Annotated in this window: 16 protein-coding genes; 9 read left to right on the top strand and 7 right to left on the bottom strand. The window is 70.5% G+C overall.

What is annotated here, in order from left to right:
* Positions 1-2 precede the first annotated feature (2 nt).
* Both AC3IYI_RS18555 and AC3IYI_RS18550 read left to right on the top strand, forming a co-directional pair.
* Positions 3-221, top strand: a complete 219-nt coding sequence (locus AC3IYI_RS18555; protein ID WP_489411239.1) for a hypothetical protein — start codon at positions 3-5, stop codon at positions 219-221.
* Positions 222-348: 127 nt separating this feature from the next.
* Positions 349-1,848 (top strand): SPFH domain-containing protein, encoded by a 1,500-nt coding sequence (locus tag AC3IYI_RS18550; RefSeq protein ID WP_489411238.1) that lies wholly within the window; start codon positions 349-351, stop codon positions 1,846-1,848.
* A 275-nt stretch (positions 1,849-2,123) separates the two neighbouring features.
* Here AC3IYI_RS18550 and AC3IYI_RS18545 read toward each other — a convergent pair whose 3' ends face one another.
* A complete protein-coding gene (locus tag AC3IYI_RS18545; RefSeq protein ID WP_489411237.1) occupies positions 2,124-3,134 on the bottom strand; it encodes a WD40 repeat domain-containing protein in 1,011 nt (336 codons plus the stop codon).
* A gap of 76 nt (positions 3,135-3,210) precedes the next feature.
* Here AC3IYI_RS18545 and AC3IYI_RS18540 point away from each other — a divergent pair, with 76 nt between their 5' ends.
* Positions 3,211-3,903 carry a GDSL-type esterase/lipase family protein gene (locus AC3IYI_RS18540; protein ID WP_489411236.1) on the top strand — a complete coding sequence of 231 codons (693 nt, stop codon included), beginning with the start codon at positions 3,211-3,213 and terminating at the stop codon, positions 3,901-3,903.
* A gap of 66 nt (positions 3,904-3,969) precedes the next feature.
* On the opposite strand, the gene AC3IYI_RS18535 is transcribed toward AC3IYI_RS18540, so the two are convergent.
* Positions 3,970-4,959: an aldo/keto reductase gene (locus AC3IYI_RS18535; protein WP_489411235.1), complete on the bottom strand. Its 990-nt coding sequence runs from the start codon at positions 4,957-4,959 to the stop codon at positions 3,970-3,972.
* Positions 4,960-5,362: 403 nt separating this feature from the next.
* Between AC3IYI_RS18535 and AC3IYI_RS18530 the strand changes: the two genes are divergently transcribed.
* Positions 5,363-6,175, top strand: coding sequence for an RNA-guided endonuclease InsQ/TnpB family protein (locus tag AC3IYI_RS18530; protein WP_489411234.1), 813 nt, complete (start codon positions 5,363-5,365; stop codon positions 6,173-6,175).
* Positions 6,176-6,298: 123 nt separating this feature from the next.
* Here AC3IYI_RS18530 and thpR read toward each other — a convergent pair whose 3' ends face one another.
* The 3 genes from thpR to AC3IYI_RS18515 form a co-directional block, all read right to left on the bottom strand.
* Positions 6,299-6,889 (bottom strand): RNA 2',3'-cyclic phosphodiesterase, encoded by a 591-nt coding sequence (gene thpR / locus AC3IYI_RS18525; RefSeq protein ID WP_489411233.1) that lies wholly within the window; start codon positions 6,887-6,889, stop codon positions 6,299-6,301.
* A gap of 149 nt (positions 6,890-7,038) precedes the next feature.
* On the bottom strand, positions 7,039-8,415 hold the full coding sequence (locus AC3IYI_RS18520) for an MFS transporter (protein ID WP_489411232.1): 1,377 nt from the start codon (positions 8,413-8,415) through the stop codon (positions 7,039-7,041).
* A 25-nt stretch (positions 8,416-8,440) separates the two neighbouring features.
* Complete coding sequence (locus AC3IYI_RS18515) at positions 8,441-8,878, bottom strand: MarR family winged helix-turn-helix transcriptional regulator (RefSeq protein ID WP_489411231.1); 438 nt, start codon at positions 8,876-8,878, stop codon at positions 8,441-8,443.
* Positions 8,879-8,998: 120 nt separating this feature from the next.
* Here AC3IYI_RS18515 and AC3IYI_RS18510 point away from each other — a divergent pair, with 120 nt between their 5' ends.
* Positions 8,999-9,181 carry a hypothetical protein gene (locus tag AC3IYI_RS18510; protein WP_030156886.1) on the top strand — a complete coding sequence of 61 codons (183 nt, stop codon included), beginning with the start codon at positions 8,999-9,001 and terminating at the stop codon, positions 9,179-9,181.
* On the opposite strand, the gene AC3IYI_RS18505 is transcribed toward AC3IYI_RS18510, so the two are convergent.
* Positions 9,174-10,580: an NCS2 family permease gene (locus AC3IYI_RS18505; RefSeq protein ID WP_489411230.1), complete on the bottom strand. Its 1,407-nt coding sequence runs from the start codon at positions 10,578-10,580 to the stop codon at positions 9,174-9,176. The genes AC3IYI_RS18510 and AC3IYI_RS18505 overlap by 8 nt on opposite strands.
* Positions 10,581-10,716: 136 nt before the next feature.
* Between AC3IYI_RS18505 and AC3IYI_RS18500 the strand changes: the two genes are divergently transcribed.
* From AC3IYI_RS18500 to AC3IYI_RS18485, 4 genes are all read left to right on the top strand, one after another.
* Complete coding sequence (locus AC3IYI_RS18500) at positions 10,717-11,022, top strand: DUF2530 domain-containing protein (RefSeq protein WP_489411229.1); 306 nt, start codon at positions 10,717-10,719, stop codon at positions 11,020-11,022.
* A 101-nt stretch (positions 11,023-11,123) separates the two neighbouring features.
* Positions 11,124-13,598, top strand: a complete 2,475-nt coding sequence (locus tag AC3IYI_RS18495) for a cation-translocating P-type ATPase (protein ID WP_489411228.1) — start codon at positions 11,124-11,126, stop codon at positions 13,596-13,598.
* A 67-nt stretch (positions 13,599-13,665) separates the two neighbouring features.
* Positions 13,666-13,953, top strand: a complete 288-nt coding sequence (locus AC3IYI_RS18490; RefSeq protein WP_489411227.1) for a hypothetical protein — start codon at positions 13,666-13,668, stop codon at positions 13,951-13,953.
* A complete protein-coding gene (locus tag AC3IYI_RS18485; protein WP_489411226.1) occupies positions 13,950-14,393 on the top strand; it encodes a hypothetical protein in 444 nt (147 codons plus the stop codon). Before AC3IYI_RS18490 ends, AC3IYI_RS18485 begins: the two co-directional genes overlap by 4 nt.
* Positions 14,394-14,407: 14 nt before the next feature.
* Here the strand turns inward: AC3IYI_RS18485 and AC3IYI_RS18480 are convergent, their stop codons facing one another.
* Positions 14,408-15,598, bottom strand: coding sequence for an MFS transporter (locus AC3IYI_RS18480; RefSeq protein WP_489411225.1), 1,191 nt, complete (start codon positions 15,596-15,598; stop codon positions 14,408-14,410).
* Positions 15,599-15,645 lie beyond the last annotated feature (47 nt).

Here is a 15,645-nt window from a genome sequence, read left to right as displayed (position 1 = left end):
GCATGGGGGAATCGGACATGGTGGGACTGGACGGCCGGGTCACCGGAACGGTCGGGCCGGGGCTGGTCGGCGAGGTCATCGTGCGGATCCGGGGCGGAGCCGAGCATTTCCTCGCGCACCCGGCGCAGGGGACGGGCCGGCTGGCGGTCGGGACGGTGGTCACGGTGGTCGAGTACCTGCCGCCGCGGACGGTCTACGTGATGGCCGTGTACGGGGACTGACCAGGGGCCCCGCCCTCTCGTATCAAGATGGCGACAAGATTCGGTCACCGTCTTCACGCCGTTCCTACGCGGGCGCACACTCGCCTTCTCGGTGGCGAACGCCGCCGCGTAAGAGGGGGAGTTGCCGATGTCTGTCGGCGTACTGGCAGGGATTGTCGTGGGTGCGATCGTGGCCGTGATCGGCCTGTTCAAGCTCATGTGGCGGGTGGCCGAGCCCAACGAGGCGCTGGTCATCTCCGGCTCCGCGCACAAGACCGAGGGCATCGCGGAGGGCATGGGCTTCCGCATCGTCACCGGGCGGGGAACGATGGTGATGCCCGGCGTACAGGCCGTGCGGAAGCTGTCGCTGGACCTCAACGAGACCCAGCTGAACGTGGACTGCGTGACCCACCAGGGCATTCCGCTACGGGTCAAGGGCGTGGTCATCTTCAAGATCGGCGACGACTTCGTGTCCATCGCCAACGCGGCCCGCCGCTTCCTGGACCAGCAGAAGATGATGCCCGAGCGGGTGCACATCGTCTTCGCCGGCCATCTGCGGTCCATCGTGGGCGGGCTGACGGTCGAGGACATGATCCGCGACCGGGAGAAGCTGACCGGGCAGACCCGGGCGGCGTGCGGTACGGAGATGGAAAAGCTCGGCCTGATCGTCGACTCCCTCCAGATCCACGAGATCGAGGACCCGACGGGCTACATCAAGAACCTGGCGATGCCGCACGCGGCGGCCGTCCAGCGGGACGCGCGGATCGCCCAGGCGGACGCCAACCTGCGGGCCACCGAGGCCGAACAGGCCGCCTTCGCGCGGATGTCGGAGGCCACCCGGGACAGCGAGATCCTCCAGGCCGGCTACCAGGCCGAGCGGGACAAGGCGGCCGCGACGGCCCGCCAGGCGGGCCCGCTGTCGGAGGCGGCGGCGCGCCAGGAGGTCGTCGTCCAGGAGACCCGGGTGGCGGAGCTGGAGGCGCACCGGCGCGAGCAGCAGCTCCAGGCCGACGTGCGCAAGCCGGCGGACGCGGCGGCGTACGAGACCCGGACCCGGGCCGAGGCGGACCGCGACGCGCGCATCTCGGCGGCGCAGGCCAAGGCGAAGGAGACGGAGCTGGCGGCCGCGGCCGAGGCGACCCGGGTGACGACGGCCGCCGCGGCCGACGCGAAGGCCACGGAGGCGCGGGGCCTGGCGGCGGCGACGGCCACCCGCGCGACCGGTGAGGCGGAGGCGGCGGCGACCCAGGCCAAGGGCCTCGCGGAGGCGGCGTCGGCCCAGGCGAACGGGCTGGCGCAGGCGGAGGCCGCCCAGGCGAAGGGCCTCGCGGAGGCGACGGCCATCAAGGCGCGGGCCGCCGCGCTGGCGGAGAACCAGGAGGCGGTGGTCGCGCAGCAGCTCGCCGAGAACTGGCCGGCGATCGTGGAGGCGGGGGCGGGTGCCTTCGGCAACGTCGAGCACATGATCCTCCTGAACGGGGCGGAGGGCATGTCGGAGATGTTCGCGAAGGCCCTGACGATGGGCGGCACGGGCCTCGGCCTGGCCCGCCAGCTCCTGTCGACGATGTCCCAGCCGACCCCTCCCACCACCCCGGTGAACGGCTCCTCCCCGTCGGACTCCCACCAGATCCCGATCCAGGGGGCCTGAGCCGGAGAGGCGCGGCACCGCCGCCGGGGACCGACCAGTCCCCGGACCCCTGCTCCTCAAACGCCGGAGGGGCTGATTTTGGCCGGCGTCAGCCTGGATGTGCAGGTGGGCTGGATTGCCCGCAGGGCAATTTCAGCCGTCCGGCGTTTGAGGACCGGGGTCTGGGGCGGAGCCCCAGGGGGGTCCGGGCAGCGCCCGGGGAACGGTGGAAGGGCGGGTAGGGGACTTCGCCCCGCAGGGCCCACCCACCCGCACCCGGACCCGGACCCGGAGGGTCAGGGCTTGGGGCGGCGGCGCAGGAGCCGCTTCGCGGCCAGGGTCAGGGTCAGGGCCGCCACGAGGACGAGCGCGCCCTTCGTGAAGCTCCCGCCCTCGGGGCCGCCGGGCGCACCCGGGGCAGGAGCGGGCGCGGCGGAGCCGGAGCCGGAGCCGGAGGCCGAAGGCGAGGGCTTCGCGGCGCCCGCCACCGGGACGGCGACGACCCGACTGTTCGCCCCCTCCGCCCCGAACATCAGCGTCGCCCCGTCCGCCGTGTACGTCACGGACTCCGCCTGCCCCTGCCACGGCGCGGCCACCGCCTCCCCGTCCCCGGCCGGCCGGCCGTCCTTCCACGGGTACGTCTTCGCCCACAAGTACCCGCGCAGCGCGAGCCGCCCCCCGTCCGGGGAGAACGCCCCGTCCGTGACCCACGGGACGTCCCCGATCCGCCGGAAGGTGTTCGTGCCGGAGGCGGACAGCGCCTGCGGCCCCTCGTACAGCCCGCCGGCCCGTTCGTCCTTGCTCGCGATGTACACCCGCCCCGTCACCGGGTGCACCATCAGCGCCTCCGCGTTCCGCGGCCCGTCGGCGTACTTCACCGTGAACTGCTCGGCCTTGAGCGTGGCGTCCCGGAGCGTCTTCGGCTCGGCGAACCGGTAGATCCACACGTGGTTCCAGGAGCCGCCCAGGTTGTCCCCGATGTCGCCGACGTACAGCCGCCCGTCCGGGCCCAGCGAGATCCCCTCGATGTCCCGCGGCGTGCCGATGCCGGTCAGGGTGATCCGCGCGACCGTCTTCCCCGTCGCGGAGTCCACGGCGTACACGTACGGGCCGTCGTCGCTGTCGTTGTGCGTCCAGTAGACGCCCGGGTGGATCCGGCTGGCCGCGAGCCCGCTCGACTCTTTGATCCGGGGGTCGCTGATCGTGAACCCGGACGCGGCCGGCCCGGAGGCGGCGGCGGCCACCGGGGGGACCAACGCGAGGGCAACAGCAGCAGCGGCGGTCAGGGGCAGCAGGTGCGGGCGCATCCCCCTACCCTGCCAGCCCGCCCCGCGTGTCCGGCATCACAGGGGCCGCGGCCCGGTGATCCGCGAAGATGTCCGGATGCGTTTCATGTTTGTCGGCGATTCCATGACCGTCGGACGCGCCGGCGACTACACCTGGCGCTACCGGATGTGGCAGCACCTCGAGACCACCTTCGGCGGCCCGTACGAGATCGTCGGCCCCCGCAGCGGGCTCTACGACGCCCTCGCGGACGCGCCGGCCAGCGAGGCCTACGCCGACCCCGGCTTCCCCGCCGAAGCCCGCCGCCACCTCGCCGGCTGGGGCGAGGGCTGGCAGCACATGGCCCCGCTCATCGGGCCCGCCGCCGGCGCCGCCGGGGCCGACGTGCTGCTGGTCTCGCTCGGGCTGATCGACCTGGGCTTCTACACCGCCGCCGAGGGCACCGCGGCCAACGTCCGCCGGTTCATCGCCGAGGCCCGCGCCGCCCGGCCCGGGATACGGATGGTCCTGCTGCCCGTCATACCCAACGTCCGGGCCCGGGACGACGCGCCCTTCGCGCAGCAGGTCGAGCTCTTCAACGAGCTCCTCGCCAAGGCCGTCGCCGACCTGTCGACCCCCGCCTCGCCGATCCTGCTGGCCGCGCGCCCGGAGGCGTACGAGATCGACGGCGACACCTACGACGGCACGCACCCCAACGCCTCCGGCGAGCACCGCCTGGCCGGGGAATTCGCGGCGGTCCTCCACCAGGCCTGGGGCCTGGGCGGCCCGTACCGGCCGCGCCGGGACGAGTAGCACGAACGCGCGATGGTCACCTTCCACAAGGAAGGGACGATGCCCACCGCCACGTACAGCTGTCTGCTACCAGGCGAAGGCTTCCGGGGAGGGTCCCGGACCGGGGAAGATCTCGTCCAGGGCTGTCAGCAGCTCGTCCTCCAGCTCCAGCTCCAGTGCGCGCAGCGCGCTCTCCAACTGCTCGGATGTGCGCGGACCGACGATCGGGCCCGTGACCCCTGGACGCGTCAACAGCCAGGCCAGCGCGGTCTCGCCGGGCTCCAGGCCGTGCTTGTCCAGCAGGTCCTCGTACGCCTGAACCTGGGCCCGCACCGAGGTGTTGGTCAGTGCGTCGGCGGATCGGCCCGAGGCGCGGCGGCTGCCCTCGACCTCCTTCTTGATGACCCCGCCGAGGAGCCCGCCGTGCAGCGGGGACCAGGGGATGACCCCGAGCCCGTACTCCTGGGCGGCCGGGATGACCTCCATCTCGGCTCGCCGCTCGGCGAGGTTGTACAGGCACTGCTCGCTGACCAGGCCGACCGTTCCTCGCCGCGCAGCGGTCTCGTTGGCCTGGGCGATCTTCCAGCCGGGGAAGTTCGAGGATCCGGAGTAGAGGACCTTGCCTTGCTGGATGAGGACCTCGACGGCCTGCCAGATCTCATCGAAGGGCGTGTTTCGATCCACGTGGTGAAACTGGTACACGTCGATGTAGTCGGTGTTCAGGCGCTTGAGGCTGGCATCGACGGCCCGCCGGATGTTCAGCGCTGACAGGCGGTCGTAGTTGGGCCACGGGTCGCCCTCGGCGGCCATACTCCCGTAGACCTTGGTGGCGAGGACCGTCTTCTCGCGACGGCCGCCGCCCTGGCTGAACCAAGTGCCGATGATCTCCTCGGTACGGCCCTTGTTCTCACCCCACCCGTACACATTGGCGGTGTCTACGAAGTTCAGACCCGAGTCGAGCGCGGCATCCAGGATGCCGTGGCTGGTGGGTTCGTCTGTCTGTGGACCGAAGTTCATGGTGCCGAGAACGAGTCGGCTGACCTTGAGTCCGGTGCGTCCGAGCTGCGTGTACTTCATGAGCCCCAAGCCAACTGCTTCGAGTCCACTCCAGGCAAGAGCGCCGCGCGAATGCGCATGATCCGGTGCGGGTCGGTATGGATGGTGCCGGTGAACGCTTTCCGTCGGTATTCGGTGGCGTAAACCAAGTGAACGTGCAGGTTGTGGACACTATGACGTCCGTGCGTGCATCGGGACGAGGATTCCAGCGTGGTGGCATCGCGCGCTGCTAGGTTCTCGGTCGTGAGTCAAGGCGTGTTGGTCAAGCGGCAGTTCGGCCACCGCGCCCGGCTTGTGCCGTCGCCTGCCGAAGAGTTGAAGACCGACAGCCTACTTCCAGGCGTGGAAGAACTGCTGGGACGGCCGCGCGGACGCCCCGAACTTCAAGCCCGAGCCGCACCAGGGCCCGGAGGTCGGTATCGACGTGGGCGTCACTGTGCCGATCGCCCTCTCGGATGGCGAAACGTACGGGCACGGCGAGTGGCTGACCGATCGCGAGAAGGCCAAGCTCCTGTGCCTGGAGCGGCGCGCCGCGCAGTGTAAGCGGCACCAAAAGCCCGGCGAGCAGGCCAGCCGTCGGCTGCACCGCACCTACGACCAAATCGCAGGACTCCGCGCGAAAGCCAAGCGCCGGGTCCTCGACTGGCAGCATCAGACGACCACCGCCATCGCCCGCACCTACGGCACGGTCGTGGTCGAAGCACTCACCATCGCGAACATGGTCAGGTCTGGCCGGGGAACCATCGAAGAGCCGGGGAAGAACGTTGCCCAGAAGTCCGGGCTGAACCGCTCGATCAGCGCGGAGGCGTGGGGCCGGACGGTCGTCGTGCTGGCCTACAAGACGGCCCGGCACGGCGGCACCCTGCACAAGGTCCCCGCCGCTGGCACCAGTCTGCGCTGCTCGGCGTGTGGCTTCATCACGCCCGGGAGCCGGGAGAGCACTTCAACAGTTCCACCACGTGGCTCGGCGGACGCGCTCGCGAACAGTTCCGTACGGGCGCAGGTGCAGGCGTACGAGGACCTGCTGGACAAGCACGGACTGGAGCCCGGCGAGGTCGCCCTGGCCTGGCTGCTGACGCGTCCCGGGGTCACGGGCCCGATCGTCGGGCCGCGTACGCCGGAGCAGCTCGCGTCCGCGCTGCGGGCGGTGGAGCTGGAGCTGTCGCCGGAGGTGCTGGCCGGGCTGGACGAGGTCTTCCCGGGGCCGGGGCCGGCTCCGGAGGCGTTCGCCTGGTAGGCGCCGGGCTACGGGGCCGAGGGGCTACTGGCCCACCGCGGCGGCCACCGCCACCACGAGGAACATCAGTACGAGCACACCGGCCATGACGCGGTTTCTGGTCTTGGGATCCACCCGTCGAGCCTAACGCGACCGGGCCCGCCCTTCGGACGGAGGGGCGGGCTCTCCCAGTTCCCAGGAGCCGACGACCTCGTAGCGGGGCTGCTCGCCGGGGACGCCGGAGTCGGGCAGGTTGCTGCGGACCAGGCTGAGCTCGCCGACCTGCCAGGCGGTGCCCTCGAAGGAGGCCAGGGCCGTGCAGTAGGGGCGGACGTCGTCCCGCTCGTCGCGGAGCCGGCCGAGGGTGAGGTGGGGGGTGTAGCGGTGGTGCTGGTCCATCGGCACCCCGGAGCGCCGTGCGGCGGCGTCGGCGCGCTCGGCGAGCATGCGCAGGGCGTCGAGGTCCCCGGCGGCGCCGGCCCACAGGGAGCGGTGGCCGAAGTGGCCGGAGCCGTGGATCCGGAGCGGGAAGGGCGTGCTCCGCGCCGCGGCGCGGGCGAGGCGTGCGTGGAGCTCGGGGAGCAGTTCCTCCCGCACCTCGCCCATGAAGGCGAGCGTGAAGTGCCAGCCCGCTTCCGCGGTCCAGCGCAGGCGGTCGTCTCGTAGGCCTCGGACGGCTTCGGCCAGTTCCGAGATGGCCGTCTCGGGCGGGATGACGGCTGCGAACAGTCTCATGGCCCGAGCCTAGCGGCGGGTGCCCGGTGCGGCGCCGTTGCCGGGGACCAGCCCCCGGACCCCTGCTCCTCAAACGCCGGAGGGGCTGGATTTGCCCCCGGCGGGGCTGACCTTGCCCGGAGGGCAAGGTCAGCCCCGCCGACGAGGCGCTACGCCGCTGTGACCAGCTGGCGGGGGCGGTCCGAGGGGACGAAGGTCAGGCCGTGGCGGTTCACGCTGAGGCGGAGGTTGCCGATGCGGGACAGGACGAGGCCGATCGTGACCGCTGCGGCCAGGGAGACCGCGCCGCCCGCGGCCATGCCGATCCGCGCGCCGTACGTGTCCGTGACCCATCCGACCAGCGGGGCCCCGATCGGGGTGCCGCCGGTGAAGACCATCATGAACAGGGCCATCACCCGGCCCCGCATCTCGGGGTCGGTGGCCATCTGGACGCTGGAGTTGGCGGTGACGTTGACCGTCAGCCCGAAGACCCCGAGCGGCACCAGCAGCGCCGCGAACAGCCAGAAGCTCGGCGCGAACGCCGTCACCAGCAGGAGGACGGAGAAGAGCACCGCCGCCGCGACCAGCAGCCGCAGGCGCGAGAGACCGCGCCGGGCCGCCAGCAGCGCGCCCGCCAGGGAGCCCGCCGCGATCAGGGTGTTGAAGAGCCCGTACGTGCCCGCGTCCCCGTGGAAGACCTTGCTGACGAAGGCGGACAGCCAGATCGGGAAATTGAAGCCGAAGGTGCCGATGAAGCCGACGAGCACGATCGGCCAGATCAGCTCGGGCCGCCCGGCGACGTACCGCAGGCCTTCGCGGAGCTGGCCCTTCGCGCGCGGCTGGACCTCGATCTGGTGCAGTTCGCGCGTCCGCATCAGCATCAGGGCCGCGATCGGCGCCGCGAAGGACAGGCCGTTGAGCAGGAAGGCCCAGCCGGAGCCGACGGCGGTGATGAGGACACCGGCGATGGCGGGGCCGACCAGTCGCGCGGACTGGAAGTTCGCCGAGTTCAGGCTGACCGCGTTGGCCACCTGGTCCTTGCCGACCATCTCGGAGACGAAGGTCTGCCGGGCCGGGTTGTCCACGACGGTGACCAGGCCGAGGAGGAAGGCGGCGAGGTAGACGTGCCAGACGTTGACGTGCCCGGCGAGGGTGAGGACACCGAGTGCGAGGCCGGTGAGGCCCATGGCCACCTGGGTGCAGAGCAGCAGCGGCCGCTTGGGGAGCCGGTCGGCGAGTACGCCGCCGTAGAGCCCGAACAGCATCATCGGCAGGAACTGCAGCGCGATGGTGATGCCGACGGCGGAGGCGGATCCGGTGAGCGACAGGACCAGCCAGTCCTGGGCGATGCGCTGCATCCAGGTGCCGGTGTTCGAGACGACCTGGCCCGTGGCGAAGAGCCGGTAGTTCCGGATCTTCAGCGAGCTGAACATCGAGTTCTTGTTCTTCTTGTCCTGCGTGTTCTGCGTGTTCGTCGAAGTGCTGTGCGTGTGCGTAGTGGTGGATGTGTGGCCGGGGGCGGAGTCTGCTCCGGGTCCCGTACTCAAAAAGGTTCGCCTCCTGGCGTCGTTCCTATAGGTGCGCGAGCTTGTCCAGGACGGGCGCGGCTTCGCGCAGCTTCGCCCATTCGTCCTCGGTCAGCTCGGCCGCGAGCCCGGCGAGGAAGGCGTTGCGCTTGCGACGGCTCTCTTCGAGCATCGCTTCGGCCTGCTCCGTCTGGCGGACCACCTTCTGGCGGCGGTCGTCGGGGTGCGGTTCCAGCGTGACCAGTTCCTTGGCTTCCAGCAACGCGACGATGCGCGTCATGGACGGCGGCTGCACGTGCTCGCGCCGGGCCAGCTCACCGGGGGTGGCCTGGCCGCAGCGGGCGAGGGTGCCGAGGACCGACATCTCGGTCGGGCTCAGCGATTCGTCGACGCGCTGGTGCTTGAGGCGCCGGCCCAGCCGCATGACGGCGGAGCGGAGGTCGTTGACAGCGGCTGCGTCGTCACCATGGGAAAGGTCATGCATGTTCTTTAGAGTAACTCATTACTCTACCTAAGGAACACCACTTATCTGGTGTCACTCGTACGGGTGAGTCGGCTCCGGAAAGTGACACGCGTCCATGCCCTGTGCCCCGACTCTTTCGACATGGGGACACATGTGCTGAGCATGCGCATAGACGGGGAGCTCCTCGACAGGCTCCGGACTCATGCCGCCAAACGCGGAATGAGCGTCCAGGACTATGTGGTCCGGACGCTCATTCGCGACGATTTCGACGAACGCTTCAAGGCGGCCGTCGACGAGACGGAGAAGTTCTACGGGCTTACGTGAGGCCCAGCGCCGGCATCGCGTAGTAGAAGACGAAGACCGCCGACACGACGTACATGGCCACCGGGACCTCGCGGCCCCGGCCGGTCGCCAGTCGCAGTACGGAGAAGGCCACGAAGCCGATGCCGATGCCGTTGGTGATCGAGTACGTGAACGGCATCATCACCATGGCCAGGAAGGCCGGGGCGGCGATCGTGAAGTCGTTCCAGTCGATGTCCCTGACCGAACCGGCCATGATCAGGAAGCCGACCGCGACGAGAGCGGGCGTGGCCGCCTGTGAGGGGACCATCGTGGCGAGCGGCGTGAGGAACAGCGACACGGTGAAGAGGCCGCCCGTCACGATGTTCGCCAGGCCCGTCCTGGCCCCTTCGCCGACGCCCGCCGTGGACTCCACGAAGCAGGTGGTGGCCGAGGAGGAGGAGGCGCCGCCCGCGGCGACGGCCATGCCGTCCACGAACAGGACCCGGTTGATGCCGGGGAAGGAGCCGTCCGGCTTCGTCAGCTTCGCCTCGTCGCCGACGCCCAGGATGGTGCCCATCGCGTCGAAGAAGCAGGACAGCAGCACGGTGAAGACGAACAGGATGCCCGTCAGCATGCCGACCTTGCCGAAGCCGCCGAACAGGCTGACCTGACCGATGAGGCCGAAGTCGGGCGCGGCCACGGGGTTGCCCGGCCACTGGGGGACCGTCAGGCCCCAGGCGGTGTCCGGGAGCTTGGTGATCAGCTGGATCACCAGGGCGGCGACGGTCGTGGTCACGATGGAGATCAGGATCGCGCCGGGGGTCTTGCGGATGATCAGGGTGAGCGTCAGCAGGACGCCGACCACGAAGATCAGGACGGGCCAGCCGTCCAGGTGGCCGTTGCCGCCGAGCTGGATCGGGACCGTGGTGTGCGCGAGGTCCGGGATGCGGGTGACGAAGCCCGAGTCGACCAGGCCGATCAGCAGGATGAACAGGCCGATGCCGATCGCGATGCCCTTGCGCAGGCCGAGCGGGACGGCGTTCATGACCCGCTCGCGCAGGCCGGTGGCGACCAGCAGCATCACCACGAAGCCCGCCAGGACCACCATGCCCATGGCGTCGGGCCAGCTCATGCGCGGGGCGAGCTGGAGGGCGACGACGGTGTTGACGCCGAGTCCGGCCGCCAGCGCGATCGGGACGTTGCCGACCACGCCCATCAGGAGGGTGGTGAAGGCGGCGGTCAGCACGGTGGCGGTGACCAGCTGGCCGCCGTCGAGCTGGTTCCCGTACATGTCCTTCGCGCTGCCGAGGATGATCGGGTTCAGCACGATGATGTAGGCCATCGCGAAGAAGGTGGCGAACCCTCCGCGGACCTCGCGGCCAATGGTCGAGCCGCGTTCGGAGATCTTGAAATAGCGGTCCACGGGGGCCGTCGTGCTCATGGGGGTCCTGGTCCTCAGTGGTGGTTTCATACGATGAAAACGGGCCAAGCCCAAACCGTTTCAGTATGAACACATGAACGAAGGGGCGTCTATCTCCGCGCGTAGACCCGCCGCCGACCAGCCTAGACTTGGCCCCATGGCGAAATGGACTGCGCAGCACGAGGCCCCCGAGCCCCTCGAGGGTCCGATCGTCGGCACCGTCGCAGGCGGCACGATCATCTGGTTCGCCCTCTTCCTCTTCCAGCTCCCCTTCTACGGGTGGTTCGCGGACCGGGGCATGCTGTGGTGGGTCTGGACCTGCGCCGTCGGCGGGGTCCTCGGCCTGATCGGCCTCTGGTACGTCCGCGGCCGTGACGCGGCGCTGAAGCGGCATGAGGCTGAGCTGGCCGCCGCTGCGCTGAACGGATCCGACCAGTCGGGCCCCTCACCCCAGGCGGGCTAGGCCGTCTGCCCCCTACCAGGGGAGGATTCGGCTCATCCCGAAGTCGGATCTTCGTACTTCTCGGCGGGTGAACCGTTGGAACCCCCTTTACCGTCGAAAGCATGACGGAGCGGGCGCAGATCGAATCAGACGGACCGGAGCCGGCCGGCGGTGGCTCTGCGGCCGCCGGGACAGCCATCGACGCGGGGGCCGAGCTCGATCCCGTCCACCCGGTCCAGCCGCCCGGACCCCGGTTCAAGCAGGGCGGGCTGACCACCGCCGAAGTCGCCGAGCGCGTCGCCCGCGGAGCCGTCAACGACGTCCCCGTCCGCAGCAGCCGCTCCACGGCCGACATCGTCCGCGCCAACGTCTTCACCCGCTTCAACGCCATCATCGGCGTCCTGTGGGTGGTCATGTTCTTCGTCGCCCCGATCCAGGACAGCCTCTTCGGCTTCGTGATCATCGCGAACACCGGCATCGGCATCATCCAGGAAATGCGCGCCAAGAAGACCCTGGACAGCCTCGCCGTCATCGGCGAGGCCAAACCCAGCGTCCGGCGCGACGGCCGTACCGCCGAGATCTCCACCTCCGAGATCGTCCTCGGCGACGTCATCGAGCTAGGCCCCGGCGACAAGGTCGTCGTCGACGGGCTCGTCGGCGAGGCCGACGGCCTGGAGATCGACGAATCCCTCCTCACCGGCGAAGCCGACCCCGTCCTGAAGAAGCCCGGCGACCCCGTCATGTCCGGCTCGTTCGTCGTCGCCGGCGGCGGCGCCTTCACCGCCACCAAGGTCGGCCGCGAGGCCTACGCCGCCCAGCTCGCCGAAGAGGCCTCCCGGTTCACGCTCGTCCACTCCGAGCTGCGCTCCGGCATCTCCACCATCCTCAAGTACGTCACCTGGATGATGATCCCGACCTCCATCGGCCTGATCATCAGCCAGCTGATCGTCAAGGACAACAACCTCAAGGACGCCATCGCCCGCACCGTCGGCGGCATCGTCCCGATGATCCCCGAAGGCCTCGTCCTCCTCACCTCCGTCGCCTTCGCCATCGGCGTCATCCGGCTCGGCCGCAAGCAGTGCCTGGTGCAGGAGCTGCCCGCCATCGAGGGGCTCGCCCGCGTGGACGTGGTCTGCCTCGACAAGACCGGCACCCTCACCGAGGGCGGCATGGACGTCACCGAGTGCCGCCCGCTCGGCGGCGCGGACGCCGCGTACGTCAAGAAGGTGCTCGGCGCGCTCGGCGAGAGCGACCCCCGCCCCAACGCCAGCCTCCAGGCGATCATCGACGCCTACCCCGACAGCGCCGAGTGGCGCTGCACGGAATCGCTGCCCTTCTCCTCCGCCCGCAAGTACAGCGGCGCCAGCTTCAGCGAGGGCGACGGCGAGAACAACACCTGGCTGCTCGGCGCCCCCGACGTGCTGCTCCCGGCCGGCGACCCGGCCCTGGAGGAGATCAACGAGCTCAACGAGCAGGGCCTGCGGGTCCTCCTGCTGGGCCGGGCCGCCCGCGAACTCGACGACCCGGCCGTGGCCACCGGGGTCAAGCCGACCGCCCTGGTCGTCCTGGAGCAGCGGCTGCGTCCCGACGCCGCCGACACCCTGCGCTACTTCGCGGACCAGGACGTCAAGGCCAAGGTCATCTCCGGGGACAACGCCGTCTCGGTCGGTGCGGTCGCCGGGAAGCTGGGCCTGCCCGGCGCCGAGAGCACCGTCGACGCACGGGGGCTCCCCGCCGAGCAGGGCGCCATGGCCGACGTGCTCGACCAGAACGCCGTCTTCGGTCGGGTCACCCCGCAGCAGAAGCGCGACATGGTCGCCGCCCTCCAGTCCCGGGGCCACACCGTCGCGATGACCGGCGACGGGGTCAACGACGTGCTCGCGCTCAAGGACGCCGACATCGGCGTCTCGATGGGCTCCGGATCGGAGGCCACCCGGGCTGTCGCGCAGATCGTCCTGCTCAACAACAGCTTCTCCACCCTGCCCTCGGTGGTGGCCGAGGGCCGCCGGGTCATCGGCAACATCACCCGCGTCGCCACCCTCTTCCTCACGAAGACGGTCTACTCGGTGCTGCTGGCCGTCCTGGTGGTCTGTTCCCAGGTCGAGTACCCGTTCCTGCCGCGCCACCTGACACTGCTGTCCACGCTGACCATCGGCATCCCGGCCTTCTTCCTGGCGCTGGCGCCCAACAAGGAGCGGGCCAAGCCGCACTTCGTGAAACGCGTGATGCGGTACGCGATCCCGGGCGGGGTCATCGCCGCCGTCGCCTGCTTCGTGACGTACGTGATCGCCCGCCACCACTACACCGGCCCCGACGCCCTCAAGGCCGAGACCAGCGCCGCGACGCTCGCGCTGTTCCTGACCTCGATGTGGGTCCTGGCGATCATCGCCCGCCCCTACACGTGGTGGCGGGTCGGCCTGGTCGGGGCGATGGGCGGGGCGTTCCTGATCGTGCTCGTCGTGCCCTGGCTCCAGGACTTCTTCCAGCTCAAGCTGGAGGGTGCGGTGATGCCGTGGACCGCGGTGGGCATCGCCGCCGTCGCGGCCGTCCTCATCGAGTTCACCTTCCGGTGGGTGGACCGGAGGTTCCCGGCGTAGCCCGTGGCTCGGGGTTCACCCATGAGGGGACTGGACGGGCGCTTCGCGGGGTGGTCATACTTGCTATATGGCTACGAAGAAGATCACGATCACCGTGCCTGAGGAGCTCCTGGAGTCCATCCGCTCCCGGGTGGACTCGCGCGGGGTGTCGGCGTACATCACGGAAGCGGCGGCCGGTAGAGACGCCGTGGACAAGCTGGGTGAGCTGTCGGCCGGCCTTCAGGAGGAGCATGGCGCCCTGACCGACGAGGAACTCCGTGCCGCGGATGACTGGCTCGCCGAGATCGACGCCAAACACGACGCACTGAGAGCGGGAGCCGAGGTGATCCACGACTCAGGACAGGCTGCGGCATGACGCCCCGCCCGAAGCCCGCGGCCGTTCATCGCCCGAGGCTGTTCGTCTTCGACTCCGAGGCACTGTCCAAGGCGGTGCGCGGGGACCGGGCCATCGTCGGTCTGGTCAACAAGGCCTGGGAGCGCAAGGCGCCGGTCGTCACCTCCGGGCTCACGACGCTGGAGGCATGGGATCCACGGCCGGGCAGGGCCCCCCGGCTCTGGGACTGGTCCCTGTCCCGCATCGAAGTCGTTCACGCGGATGACCCGGTCGTCGGTATCGCTCGTTCACTCCTCACGGAGGCGGGACTGCACGGCCACAAGTACGCCGTCGACGCCGTCCTCGCTGCCGTCGCCGTCGCGAAGTCGAGGCGAGGCGCGCAGGTGACGGTGTTCACCTCTGACGTGGACGACCTGGGGCGGCTCCTGTCGGGGCACCCTGTCGTGGTCGAGGCGGTTTAACTCCCTGGGTTCCTCTACGCCGCCAGGTCGTGGGCCTGCTTCGCACGGTGTGCGATGCGGGTGCGCAGGCCCAGGATCGCCACCGCGGCGAGCAGTCCGGCGACGAGGGCCCCCCACCACAAGGCCGCCGGCCCGACCCCGGTGTAGAGGGCGACGCCCAGGGTGAGGGCGGAGAAGCGGGCCATGCCCCAGGTCCAGCTGAAGGCGCCCTGGTAGCGGCCGCGGGCGTCGGCCGGGGCCAGGTCGGCCACCAGGGAGGCCGCGATGCCGGCCACGGCCAGCTCGCCGAGCGACCAGACGGCCACCGAGACCACGTACCCGGTGACGGAGTCCGCGAGCCCGGTCAGCGCCACCCCGGCGGCGATCAGGGCACTGCCCGCCGCCTGCACCGGCAGCTGCGGCAGTCCCGACAGCTTGGACGTCACGAACGGCTGCAGGGCCACCACCAGGACGGCGTTGACCGCGGCCAGGGCCCCGTACACGGCCGGCGAGAGCCCGCTGTCGCGGACGGCCAGCGGCAGCGCCACCTCGGTCAGCGAGTACACGAACAGCTGGATCCCGAGCAGCGGGAGCAGCAGGAGCAGCAGCCGGTCGCGCAGGACGACCCCGTAGCCCAGGCCCGTGGACGTGGCCGGAGCGGTGCGGGCCGGTTCGCGCAGCCGGGTCGCGACCACGAGGGCGTAGACGAGCGCCGAACCGGCGTCGACGGCGAAGAGCAGCCAGTACCCGTGCGCGGCGAGGAAGCCGCCGAGGACGCCGGCGACGGCCGTGCCGATGTTGACGCCCCAGTTGAACAGGGCGTACGCCTTTTGCCGCCAGCCGGTGTCCACCGAGTCGGCCAGCAGGGCGAACGCGGCGGGCGGGACGGTGGCTCCGGCGGTGCTGAGCAGCAGCGCGGAGGCGGCCATCGTCCAGAGACCCGGGGCCAGGAACAGGGCGCCCTGGGCGACGGCGGAGCCGATGAGCCCGATCAGCATGGTCGGACGGCGGCCGATCCGGTCGGCGAGCAGCCCGCCGACGGCCGGGCCGAGCAGGTGGCCGGCGCCCAGCGCGCCGAGCACGAGGGAGATGTCGGAGCCGGTGATGCCGCGGTCGGCGAGGAGGAAGACCAGGAACGGGGTGACGAGGTAGCCGAGCCGGTTGATGATCGAACCGGCGAACAGGTTCCAGACGAGGGGCGGGAGACCGCGGAAGGAGGAGGGCATGACAGGAGCCTGCGCCCGGACGGCCGCCGGTCCCATTGATTAAGGTG

The organism is Streptomyces sp. GL_148 (assembly GCF_057834205.1).
This window is presented reverse-complemented; position numbering and strand designations above follow the sequence as displayed.